This is a genomic window from Paenibacillus popilliae ATCC 14706, from assembly GCF_000315235.1.
Lineage (GTDB): Bacteria > Bacillota > Bacilli > Paenibacillales > Paenibacillaceae > Paenibacillus_B > Paenibacillus_B popilliae.
The window spans coordinates 90,479-102,660 of the sequence record NZ_BALG01000133.1 but is presented as its reverse complement, the minus strand read 5'-3'; the positions used below and the strand labels follow the sequence as shown (position 1 = coordinate 102,660).

The window sequence follows — 12,182 nt, the reverse complement described above, 5'->3', positions numbered from 1 at the left end:
CTTTACCTCCATTGCTCCCGATTTGCAACACAGCCCTTTATCGCCGCTTCGCTACGTATACGGTATGCACATGTATCAACGATTGCTCATGCTTCTTATAGACTGGCCGTGTCTCTTGGGCTTTCTCATCCCTGCTGGAGCGGATGCGTGAACAAAGTGTAATACATACTTATGCGGCCCGGACGAATGATTAGCACGATAATTTGCAGACCAACTTTGGGAAAAGCAAGCCCGCTCCACTCATGTTATACTCGTATTATCAACGATCCGCGAATGCCTGTGGCGCGGGATCCGACCGGGAAGTGAGGGTCAACCCATGTTCGGATGGATGAGAGGAGTTGCGAGCATGAACGCTTTAGGCCGTCATGAAGCAAAGCCGGCCAGAACGGCGGCACGGAAGGAATCGGAGCTGTACGCTCCGTTAAAATCATTCTTTGAAGCAAGGGGCTATATTGTGCGCGGCGAGGTACGCCATTGCGATCTGGTCGCGATGCGTCCTGAGGGGGAGGAAGGGCAGCAAGAACCGCCGATTATTGTAGAAATGAAGCCTTCCTTCAATCTGACGCTTGTCCTGCAGGCACTCGAACGGCAGAAGCTATCGCCGCAGGTATACGTCGCAGTCGAGAAAAAAAAGGGAGGCAAAGGACACTCCGTCTCTACCCTGCGCCAGCTGTGCGGTAAGCTCGGCATTGGCTTTCTGCTCGTGACGTTCTACAAGCGCAAAGCGCCGTTCGTCGAGATCATCTGCTCGCCGGCGGGTACGGAAGCCAGTTACATGGAGACGCGGCCCGTGAAGACAAGATCAGCCCAACTCGTGCGCGAATTCAGCTCCCGCAGCGGGGATTACAATGTGGGAGGCACGACGAAGCAGCCGCTCGTGACGGCTTATCGGGAGAAGGCGTTGCGCGCAGCGCATTGCCTGGCTGATGGCCCGCTCCGAGCGGCCGCCGTTCGGGACGGAAGCGGCGTCGGCGATGTGGCCGCTATCCTGCAGCGCAATTATTACGGCTGGTTCGAGCGCATCAGCCGGGGCATCTACGCGCTAACCGGGGAAGGGCGTGAAGCGCTGGAGCGCTACGCCCATATCGTGCGCGAATGGCCCAAGCCCGGGACCGGGACGGGGGATATCACGATCACCAGCCTGCTGACGGCGGGTGATAGATAAGCAGTCACCCGGCTGCAGGCTACAACCCTACACCCCGACATAGCGCCCGAGGAATTCGGATACGGCTTCGCTCAGCCGCTCCATGCCCGTGCGGATAACGTCCGGCTCCGCAAACGAGTAGTTCAGCCGCATCGTGTTGCGCTTCGGCTCTCCGGCATAGAATGACATTCCCGGCACGAAGGCAACGCCCTTGCCGACGGCGCAAGCCAACAGCATCTGGGAATCCAGTCCCTCCGGCAGTTCCACCCAGAAGAACATGCCGCCTTGCGGCTTGTTCCAGACGGAATCGCTCCAAATGCTCCGGGACAGTTCTGCTTCCATCGTCTCCATTCTCTCCTTGTAAATGGAAGACAATTTACGGATATGATCATCAAGCTTGAACACTTCCGGCAGCAGCATCTCGCTCAAAATCAGCTGATCCAGTACACTGGTATGCAGATCCGCTGATTGCTTCGCACGCGCCATCATGCGGATAATCTGGCGATCAGCGACAATCCAGCCGGTTCTTAACCCAGGCGCGATCGTCTTGCTGAACGTGCTCGTATAAGCGACGAGGCGGTGATCCGCCTTGCCCTCCAGCGCAGCGATATTGGGTACGCGAGCCGAAGTGAACCGCAATTCCCCATACGGGTCATCCTCCAGGATGACCGTTCCATGCTCCCGGCACAGATCCAGCAGCGCTTGTCTCCGCTCGACACTCCATACCCGGCCGGTCGGATTGCCGAACGTCGGTACGACATAGACGAACTTGGGCCTATGGTGCTTCAGCTTCTCCGCCACATCCTCGGGAATCATGCCGTGGTCGTCACTGTCCACCGGAACGACATTGGCTTGCTGCATGCGCAGCACTTGCAGGCAGGCCAAATAAGTCGGACTTTCCACCAGGACCGTATCCCCCGGATCCAGCATCGTCCGCGCGAACAGATCGAGCGCCTGCTGCGATCCGTTCGTGATGAGAAACTCGTCGATAGCGGCGGGAATGTTCCGGTGCGATCCGAGACGCTCGCCCAGACGCTCCCGCAGCACGGTCGTTCCTTCCGTCAAGCCGTATTGAAGCGCTTGCGGGCTGTGCTTCAGGATGCGATCCGCTGCATAACGAATCGTTTCCATCGGGAAGTATTCTTCGGCCGGCAGGCCTCCTGCGAACGAGATGATCGATTTTCCTTGCGTTAATTTTAATATATCGCGTAAAGCCGGATTTTCAACGGATGACACGCGGGTTGAGAATGAGTATTGCATCGGCTATCGCCCTTTCTCGTTTTTCAAAAATGATACACTCAATATTAACATTATGCAATGGGATAGGCATTGCACGAAGTGCTGTCTAAGAGGAAATCTATCATTTTTTGTTATATCTATTTCTATTTTGTATGTTTTTTGCAAAATTCTATCCCAGAGTGATAGAATACATGCTAAAATAGTATATGTTTTGACGAGATACGACTTCATTCGAGGTGATTAGACTATGCAGCCATCCACGAATTCCACTCCCGAGACTACCCGTCGCGCTCGAACGAAGACTAGCGGTTCGAATGCCAAATGGTTCCTTCTCTTCTGGGTCGTCATGATCGGGATTGGCGTGACTGCGACCTACTTCTATAGTAATCATATGAAAAAGTCAATGCTGCAAGATTTGCAGAAGCAGACGGAAGCCCAGTTGAAAATGGTACAGCAGTCCTACGAGCAGCAGTTGGCCGACATGAACAAAAAGCTGGACCAGATGCAGAGCAAGGTGGACATGTTCAACCAGCTTCTCACCTTTACGAAGGACAATGCGTCGGATAAGACCGACAACAGCAACAAGCTGTACACCCAATTGAATGAAGTGAAGAAGCAGTTGGATGAATTGAGAAAAAAAATGGATCTCTTGAAATAGCAGTGAGGCGATACGATGAATGTACAAGTGAAACAAATGAACCGGCTGTTCATGCTGGTTACCGCCCCGTTCATAGGGATGATGATCTGGATGATGGCTTCCACGCTGCACGTCACCGCAGAACTGGGTTGGTCCCAGCCCTCCGAACCGGCGGGCTGGGTGGACAAGAACGAGAAGCTGTACATAAGCTTGGATGAAGCGCAGCATACGGCCTCCTTCACGGTAGAGTCCATAAAGAAGACGTCGGTGGTGTACCGGCAGACCACCCAATCGATGAATGACATCGTTAGCACAGCCAGCGCGCAGGCGAAGCGTCCGGAGCAAATCTATGACCAGCGCATCTCGGCCAAGCTTGGCACCGTGCAGGAACGGATCGACAGTGACAAGCTGTGTGCCGAATTGTACCGGATTAACCAGCCGACCTACCAGGGCTATGCCATGAAGGTGAAGCTGAAGGATCCGTCGGCCATGCGCCTGACACTGGGCAAGGACAAGTACGGTGGGGCCGAGACGACCTTGCAGGCCGTCAAGCGCTACAGCGCCGTCGCCGGAATCAATGCCGGCGGGTTCGCGGACGGAAAGGGCAACCGGTATCCGCTCGGCACGACTGTCATGAACGGCGAATATGTCAATTCGTTCGAACCGACCCACAAAGACTTGGCGTTCGTCGGAATCGATGTCAGCGGGAAGCTGATTGGCGGCGAATTTTCAGACAAGGAGCAATTAGATACATTGAAGCCTCAGCACGGGGCCACCTTCGTGCCGGCGTTGCTTAAGAACGGTCGTAAGCTGGCAATACCGCAGAAATGGCAATCTTCCCGGGCTCCGCGCACCGTTATCGGCAATTATAAGGACGATCAATTATTAATTCTCGTCACGGATGGGTATGCTGTGAATGGAAGCTCCGGCGCCAAGCTGGAGGAGCTGCAGGCGAAGCTATCGAACCTTGGCGTCATCAATGCCTACAATCTTGATGGCGGCGGCTCCTCGTCGCTCATCTTCAACGACCGGGTGGTCAACAACCCGTCGGACGGAGAGCTTCGAGCGGTGCCAACTCACTTTTTGTTTTTCAAATAAACATGCATTACCACAGAATGCGTTTGTCACACCGTGCGATTTTTCGCGTTTATCATTTCTTTTTTAGCATGTCTTGGTTATAATGAGGCTAGATCAATGGAGGTGGGCGTACCATGACGACGACGTTCTGGATTATCGTGCTCGTGATGGCCATGTTCTTGACAGCTATGTTAACAGCAGGTTATAACGACGATAAGACCAATGGCTTATAAAGGCGAAAAAGCTTCCCGGACGCAGGGGAGCTTTTTCTCGTGTATGGCGCAATTTGCGCAAAAAAAAGAAGCATCTTGCGATGCTTCTTGGCCTGGCTAGCGAGTGAGATGCGCCATCTCATTCATGCATAGAGAACATATGTATCGTTCCTTGAATTCAACGACTCCATCCATGGACCCGCAGAATACGCACTTCGGACGGTACCGCTCCAAAATAATATGGTCGCCTTGCACCAAAATTTCGACAGGATCCCCCTCGTTCATCTGGTAACGTTTTCTCAATGATTTGGGCAGCACAATACGTCCCAGTTGATCGACTTTACGGACTACTCCGGCAGGTTTCATCTATTCCACCCCTCTTGTACATACTTCCTTATGATTTACCCTTAGAAAACTCTGCTTCTATTACTTCGATACGATAGACGAAATTCCTGCTGAAAAATGTCAATCAATTTCGTTTTTATCTATTCTGTTCTTCTAATGTCTATATGTCCCTGTAGAAAAGTATGCCGCATGCCGCTACTGGCGGGCAATGCAGGCGCGCATCAACCTGAGCATATCTTGGCATATCTCCTTCAAATTCTCCATTGCCGCCTATTTGATCAGGCCGGGAAAATCGAGCTGGCGCAGCGCTTCATAGACAATGATCGCGGCCGAATTCGACAAATTAAGCGAGCGGACCTTGTCAGTCATCGGCATGCGCATGCACGTTTCACGGTTCTCTTCGATCAACTCGGGAGGCAGCCCTTTTGTCTCTTTGCCGAAGATGAGGAAGTCACCGTTCTGGAACGAGAAATCACTGTAGCATTTGTCCGCCTTGGTCGTGGCATAAAAAAAACGCGAATCCGCGTATTGATCCAGTACCTCTTGGAACGAATCATGATATTGGATATGGACAGCGTACCAATAATCCAGACCAGCGCGCCTCAATGTCGCGTCATCCGTACGGAAGCCCAGCGGCCGCACAAGATGCAGGTGGGTTCCTGTCGCGGCACAGGTGCGGGCGATGTTGCCAGTATTGGCTGGAATCTCCGGTTCCACAAGCACGATATGCAGTGCCATTCTGTTCACCTCACATTCTGAATTCATTATACAACATCATGCCAAAAATCGCGATGTAACATTCGTTTACGTTTGACCGGTTAGCGGTAGAGCTTGCTCCGTTTCGCTGAATGGGGTGTCGCCGAGAACGATCTGGAGGGACGGGGGAAATCTTTGTACTAACGCCCGCTTGCCTGTAAATACAACGCCCCGCGAAAAAGCCTCGCGGGGCGTCATCAATTCTTGTTTTAGCCGTTCTTCTGTTGGAATTGCTTCATGAACTGCGCCAACGCCTCGCAGCTCGCATAAGGGACCGCATTATAGATCGAGGCGCGCAAGCCACCGACGCTGCGGTGTCCCTTCAGACCGACGAAGCCCGCTTCCTCGGCTTCCTTGATGAACCACTTCTTCAGCCCCTCATCCGCGATCCGGAAGGTGACGTTCATCATTGAACGGCTGTCACGCGCCGCACAGCCGCAGTAGAAATCGCCGCTGTTGTCGATGATGTCGTACAGCAGCTCCGCCTTCGCCTGATTGTCCCGCTCGACCTGCTGCAATCCGCCGCGTTGCTTGAGCCATTGCAGCACCAGGTTCACCATATAGATGGAGAAAGAGGAAGGCGTATTATGTAAGGAATTATTTTCATGATGAATGCTATAACGAAGCATAGTCGGAATCGTCGCGGGGCTATTCGCTAGCAGTTCTTCCTTCGCGATGACAACCGTAACGCCGGACGGCCCGAGATTTTTCTGCGCACCCGCGTATATCATTCCGAACGTCGACACGTCGATCGGACGGCACAAAATGTCGCTCGACATATCAGCGATAAGAGGCACCGTGCCTGTATCCGGGTAAGCGGCGAATTGCGTTCCCTCGATCGTCTCATTGGTAGTCAGGTGAACATAGGCGGCATTCGCCGGAACGACGATCTCCTCCGGTGCCGGCATCCGCATAAAGCGATCGGATTCGGTCGAGGTGATGACCCGGGTATCGCCGATAAGCTCAGCTTCCTTGATCGCCTTGCCGGCCCAGCTGCCGGTATGAACGTATGCGCCCACCTTGCCCTCGGCGAGCAAGTTCATCGGCACCATAGCGAATTGCAAGCTCGCTCCTCCCTGCAAGAACAACACGTCGTAACCTTCCGGAATATGAAGCAGTTCCTTCAATAATTGCTTCGCTTCATTGTGAACCTGTTCGTAGACGGCGCCGCGGTGCGACATTTCCATAATGGACATGCCATGGCCCTGAAAATCAATGAATTCGGACTGGGCTCGCTCCATTACTTCCAATGGCAAAGCTGCTGGACCGGCATTGAAATTGTACGCACGTTGATGTTGTTCCATCCATTTCCCCCACCTTCGTGTTTTTGTATTTCCAATATTTTGTCGATAATCATAGCAGCAATTGATGTTCACTTCAAGGAGATAACGCAAAAAAGTCTACGCATCTCGAGCATCCTCGGTTGGCGTCTGCAGCGAATGACAACGTGATCGATCGCTGTCCGCTCTGCTAGATCGACATAGAACCATTGATCATTGTCACGTAAATAAAAAAATCCCCCCCATCTAACCTGGATGCGGAGGAACCAAACATCTATTTGATTAGCAGTCGAAATAAAGGCTGTATTCCTGCGGATGAATGCGGATCGCAACGGATTGGGCTTCCTCCCGCTTGATGCTGACATAATTGTCGATGAACTCGCGGGTGAATACGCCGCCTTCGAGCAAAAATTCATGGTCCGCCACCAATGCGTCGAGCGCCTCTTCCATCGTAACCGGAACGCGGCGAATGTCAAGCTTCTCCGCCTCAGACAGCTCATATAGATTGCAGTCATACGGACCGAAGCCGGCAACGGTCGGATCGATCTTGCGCTTGATTCCGTCCATCCCTGCCATCAGCATTGCCGCAAACGCCAGGTATGGATTTGCTGTCGAATCCGGCGTGCGGAACTCGATGCGGCAGCCCTTCGGCGTGACGGCGGCCACCGGGATGCGAATCGCGGCGGAACGGTTGCCTTTGGAGAAGACCAGATTGACCGGAGCTTCGTAGCCAGGGACGAGCCGCTTGAACGAGTTCGTGCTCGGGTTCGTCAAGGCGATAAGCGCAGGCGCGTGATGCAGAATCCCGCCGATATAATGAAGCGCCATCTCGCTTAGATTAGCGTACCCGCCCTTCTTATAGAACAGCGGCGTATCGCCGTTGAATATCGATTGATGCACATGCATCCCGCTACCGTTATCCCCGAACAGCGGCTTCGGCATGAAGGTGGCCGCCTTGCCGAACTGCCGTGCCGTATTATGGACGATATATTTATATTTCATCAGATTGTCGGCCGTGGCCGTCAACGTATCGAAGCGGAAGTTAATCTCCCCTTGCCCCGCCGTCGCCACCTCATGGTGGTGGCGTTCGACGCGAATGCCGCAATCCTGAAGCAGGCGGCACATCTCGCTGCGGATGTCTTGCTGCGTATCGACTGGCGCGACCGGCACGTATCCACCCTTTGGCGGAATTTTGCCCCCCAAGTTGCCGCCGGCCTCCTCGCGATTCGTATTCCAGGACGCCTCTACCGCGTCGACATAGAAGGAGGAGCGGTTCACCGTATTCTCGTAACGCACCTCATCGAAGACAAAGAACTCTGACTCCGGAGCGAAGAATGCAGCCGTACCGACCCTGGACGTTTGCAAATACGCTTCCGCCTTCTGGGCGATGCTGCGCGGATCGCGATGATAGCGTTCGCCATCCGGTGTAAAAATATCGCACATGACAATGAGCGTCGGATGCGCCGTGAACGGATCGACGTAGCAGGAGTTCGCATCCGGCATCATCACCATGTCAGATTCTTCAATTCCGCGGAACCCTTTGATGGAGGAACCGTCGAATGCAACTCCGTTCGTGAACGTGCTCTTATCCACCTCTGAAGCGGGAAGAGTAATATGATGTGCCCGACCGACCAAATCAACAAAGCGAAAATCTACATATTGAATTTTTTTCTCCTGAATAACTATCAAAGCTGGATTTGTCGACATGATGATTCCTCCCATTTCCGAACAATACACGTTCATCACGCATTCATTGTTCCACTTTCAATATGAAGTTGTTGTCATTATAAGCGCTGCAGAGAAATCTCGTCAATATATATGTGAGGTATTTTTATATATTATGTTAGTTTTTATTACACTAAATGATGGGGAACGATAGAAAATCCGCTTTTGCCTATACACTTGATTTATTCTTGTGCCCCCCTGAGGCGACAAAGCGCATGTCGTCGCATGCTACCTAACGAGCTCACATAGGCATATGCCGCTAAAGCAAAAAAAAGCCTCTTTCCTCATAGAAAGAGACTGTACTTCTGCAATATGTCTACTTGACCCATGTCGCGAAATGGACCGACTCCATTTTCTTCATATTGAAGGTCTTACCGCACAGCGGGGCGAGCTGCTCCAGTTCGCGCAGCAGATTGGCGGCTACCCGCTCATTGACGACAGCGTCCCCGCTCGATGAATGGCGGCCCTTGTTATGACTTCGACTTCTCGCGGATGACCGGAAGCAGCTTCTTCATGTTCACGGTCCGCTTCAATTCCCATGTCTCCGGATTGTTCTCGTCATACTGCTCCAAATAAGCGACGACTTCCTTCGTAATCGGCGTCGGCGTTGAAGCGCCGGAGGTCACGCCGACGATCCGGACCCCATCGAGCCATTCCCGCTTCAATTCCGACAGATCGGAGATGCGGAAGGCTCGCACGTCGGCAATCTCCTCCGCCACCTGAGCCAGCCGATTCGAGTTGTTACTCCTCGGATCACCCACGACGATGACGAGGTCGCAACCTTTGGCCTGCTCGGCTACCGCCGCCTGTCTCTCCTGCGTCGCCATACAGATCTCGTTATGAATCTCCGCCGTCGGGAATCGGGCGATGAGCCGATTCATAATATGCTTGATATCCCACTGGCTCATCGTCGTCTGATTCGTAATAACCAGACGATCCGTGCCTACCTTCAAATCGGCGATCTCGGCTTCCGTCTCGATCAGATGCACCTTGTCTGGAGCCACGCCGATGGCTCCTTCCGGTTCAGGATGCCCTTTTTTGCCGATATAAATAATCTCATAGCCCTCAGCCGTCTTTTCCCGAAGCAGATCATGCGTCCGCGTGACATCGGGACATGTCGCATCCACGGTGGTCAGCCCCTTCTCCCGCGCCTTCTTCCGCACTTCTGGGGATACGCCGTGTGCCGTAAATATTACCGTCCCGGAATCGATCTGATCCAGAATATCCAAGCGGTTCGCCCCATCGAGCGTAACGATGCCTTCGCCCTCGAAGGCATCCGTTACGTGACGGTTATGAACGATCATCCCTAATATATATATCGGACGGGGCAAATCCAAATTGCGCGCCGTCTGTTGTGCCAGCACCATCGCATCCACGACGCCATAGCAATAGCCGCGCGGTGTAATTTTCCTAACTTCCATCGGTACACCTGCCTCCTCATTATCACTGCGCTTGACATCCGCTCCTCTATTATACCGGATAATCTTCGCTTCCGTCGACCGTAGCCAGCGGCAGCCACACGATGAACGACGTTCCTTCGCCCGGCTTCGTGACGACCTCAACCGAACCCCGGTGCTCATCAATAATCCATTTGGCAATCGCCAGCCCCAGTCCGGTACCCGATGTGACGCCGCGCGACACGTCGGCTCGATAAAAGCGTTCGAAGATGTACGGTACTTCCTTCTCGTTCATGCCGATCCCCGTATCGTCCACCTTCAGTCCAATCTGGTTTTCCTGCCGCGCAGCCGTAAGCCGGACCTTGCCTTCCGAGGTATATTTGAACGCATTCTCAATGAAAATAAACAGCATCTGCTGTAAATAATCTTTGTTGCCGTACACGTACAAATCCTCGAGCACCTCGATATTGCCTAGTTCCCATTCGGCCTTGCGCGGCAGGAACTGTGCCCGGCGCACGACCTCCTCGACCATCGGCTTCAGCTCGACGAGCACCTTGCTCATCGCATAGCCGGCATCAGCGCGAGCGAGCGACAGCAAATCATTGACGAGATGGCTCATGCGCTGTGACTCGCCCGCGATATCGCGCAACGCTTCCAGCGACATCAGTTCCCGCTCGCTCTGGCTCATCTGATTCGGATCCTGCTGCTGCATCCACATTTTCTGAAGCAGATCGACATTGCCGCGAATCGTCGTCAGCGGCGTCCGCAGCTCATGGGACGCATCGGATACGAACCGGCGCTGAGCCCGATAGGCCTCGTCCAACTCGTTATAGAACGTCTCCATCCGGCCCAGCATGCTGTTGATCCGGTCGGTGATCTGCCCGATCTCGTCGTCTGGCGGACCTTCGCGCGGGATACGAACACTAAGGTCGGCCCCCTTCTGAATCCGGTCCGTGGCCCGGATGATATTCTCGATCGGCCGCAGCGATTTCTGAGCTAGGAACAGGCCGAGCGAGAATGCAAGCACGATCGTGACCATCGACGCAATGAAAAGGATGCTGCGCAGCCCTTTGGTGAATAAGGCTTCACGCCCGGTGAAGGCGAATACCTGGAAGGCACCGAAGGTGTCCTCAACCTGGTCGCCCAGCATGATCGCACTTTCATAGACGAGAAATTCACGGCCGTTAACTTCGACTTTGCGGTAGCCTTCTTGGATCTGCGACGCCTTCTGCGGCATCGGTATATTGAGACCGAGCTCCGAACCGAGCTTCGACAGGTTCGGCGACATGCGCTGCGTTTGGTTGCGGAAGTTGATAATCTGAATGTATAGCTCGGCATCTTCCAGCCGCTGGACATCGGATCTAGGGACATCGAAGTCGAAGCCGTTCTGCAGATCGATGATCGGCCGCACCTTCAACTGTTTGACCTGATTCTCAATCCGAGACTTAATGTCCGTATATGTGTAGTACTCGACAAAGGTGTAGATGGTGATTCCGAATAATAGCAATGTAAACGAGAGCAGAACGGAATACCATACCGTAAGCCGCAGCCGAATTGACATTAATGATCCCCTCTCAAGACGTAGCCCGTTCCCCGAATCGTCTGGATGATACGCTTTCCTCCATGTTCTTCCGTCTTCTGGCGCAGCATGGCGATATACACCTCAAGCACATTCGATTCTCCGCTGTAGTCATAGCCCCATATTTTCTCCATAATGACGTCGCGCGGCAGCACCCGCTTCGGATTCTGCATGAACAGATGGAGCAGCTCGAACTCCTTCGCCGTCAGCTCGATCGGCTTGCCGTCGCGAAGCACTTCGCGGGTATGCAGATCAAGCACGACATCCTCGAACGTCAAGCGGTGCGTCCCGCCCTCGCCCTCGGCCCGGCGACGCAGCAGGGCGCGCACGCGGGCCAGAAGTTCCTCCAGCGCGAACGGCTTAACGAGATAATCGTCCGCTCCGATATCGAGCCCGTGTACCCGGTCCTGCACCTCATCCTTCGCGGTCAGCATCAGCACCGGCACGCTGCTGCCCACTTCCCGCAGCCTGCGGCATACCTCCCAGCCGTCCACCTCAGGCATCATCACGTCCAGGATCAGCAAATCGGGCTCGCGGATCATCATCTCGCGCAAGCCCTCGCTGCCATTCACTGCCGTCCGGACCTCATAGCCTTCGAACACCAAGCCACGCCTCAGCATGGATGTAATTTTCTCATCGTCATCCACGACCATAATCGTTGAACGCGTCATCCTACCAGCCTCTCTTCACCCGTAGATTGATACTTCTCTTCCTCGCCGCCATTCGCATCCCGAATAGCGAAAAGGAAGCCAAGAACGGCGCAGGCCGTCTTATGCTTCCTCTCCCGCTAC

Annotated in this window: 11 protein-coding genes; 3 read left to right on the top strand and 8 right to left on the bottom strand. The window is 53.8% G+C overall.

Annotated elements, in window-relative coordinates:
- The first annotated feature begins 346 nt into the window (after positions 1-346).
- Positions 347-1,165: a DUF2161 family putative PD-(D/E)XK-type phosphodiesterase gene (locus tag PPOP_RS10235; protein ID WP_006286235.1), complete on the top strand. Its 819-nt coding sequence runs from the start codon at positions 347-349 to the stop codon at positions 1,163-1,165.
- A gap of 27 nt (positions 1,166-1,192) precedes the next feature.
- On the opposite strand, the gene PPOP_RS10230 is transcribed toward PPOP_RS10235, so the two are convergent.
- Entirely contained in the window at positions 1,193-2,404 is a 1,212-nt protein-coding gene (locus PPOP_RS10230; RefSeq protein WP_006286234.1) for an aminotransferase-like domain-containing protein, read from the bottom strand.
- A gap of 226 nt (positions 2,405-2,630) precedes the next feature.
- Between PPOP_RS10230 and PPOP_RS10225 the strand changes: the two genes are divergently transcribed.
- Together PPOP_RS10225 and PPOP_RS10220 are read left to right on the top strand one after the other, a co-directional pair.
- Complete coding sequence (locus PPOP_RS10225; RefSeq protein ID WP_006286233.1) at positions 2,631-3,041, top strand: hypothetical protein; 411 nt, start codon at positions 2,631-2,633, stop codon at positions 3,039-3,041.
- 15 nt (positions 3,042-3,056) lie between these two features.
- Positions 3,057-4,118: a phosphodiester glycosidase family protein gene (locus tag PPOP_RS10220; protein ID WP_006286232.1), complete on the top strand. Its 1,062-nt coding sequence runs from the start codon at positions 3,057-3,059 to the stop codon at positions 4,116-4,118.
- Between the two features lie 308 nt (positions 4,119-4,426).
- Here PPOP_RS10220 and PPOP_RS10215 read toward each other — a convergent pair whose 3' ends face one another.
- From PPOP_RS10215 to PPOP_RS10185, 7 genes are all read right to left on the bottom strand, one after another.
- Entirely contained in the window at positions 4,427-4,675 is a 249-nt protein-coding gene (locus tag PPOP_RS10215; protein WP_006286231.1) for an AbrB/MazE/SpoVT family DNA-binding domain-containing protein, read from the bottom strand.
- A 249-nt stretch (positions 4,676-4,924) separates the two neighbouring features.
- The gene (gene trmL / locus PPOP_RS10210; protein WP_006286230.1) at positions 4,925-5,392 is read right to left on the bottom strand and encodes a tRNA (uridine(34)/cytosine(34)/5-carboxymethylaminomethyluridine(34)-2'-O)-methyltransferase TrmL; all 468 of its coding nucleotides are present in this window, start codon (positions 5,390-5,392) and stop codon (positions 4,925-4,927) included.
- 227 nt (positions 5,393-5,619) lie between these two features.
- Entirely contained in the window at positions 5,620-6,714 is a 1,095-nt protein-coding gene (gene serC / locus PPOP_RS10205; protein ID WP_042228316.1) for a 3-phosphoserine/phosphohydroxythreonine transaminase, read from the bottom strand.
- Positions 6,715-6,972: 258 nt separating this feature from the next.
- Entirely contained in the window at positions 6,973-8,397 is a 1,425-nt protein-coding gene (gene glnA / locus PPOP_RS10200; RefSeq protein WP_006286228.1) for a type I glutamate--ammonia ligase, read from the bottom strand.
- Between the two features lie 488 nt (positions 8,398-8,885).
- On the bottom strand, positions 8,886-9,836 hold the full coding sequence (locus PPOP_RS10195) for a 4-hydroxy-3-methylbut-2-enyl diphosphate reductase (protein ID WP_006286227.1): 951 nt from the start codon (positions 9,834-9,836) through the stop codon (positions 8,886-8,888).
- Between the two features lie 49 nt (positions 9,837-9,885).
- On the bottom strand, positions 9,886-11,373 hold the full coding sequence (locus tag PPOP_RS10190; protein ID WP_006286226.1) for a sensor histidine kinase: 1,488 nt from the start codon (positions 11,371-11,373) through the stop codon (positions 9,886-9,888).
- Entirely contained in the window at positions 11,373-12,062 is a 690-nt protein-coding gene (locus tag PPOP_RS10185; protein ID WP_006286225.1) for a response regulator transcription factor, read from the bottom strand. Before PPOP_RS10185 ends, PPOP_RS10190 begins: the two co-directional genes overlap by 1 nt.
- Positions 12,063-12,182: the final 120 nt, after the last annotated feature.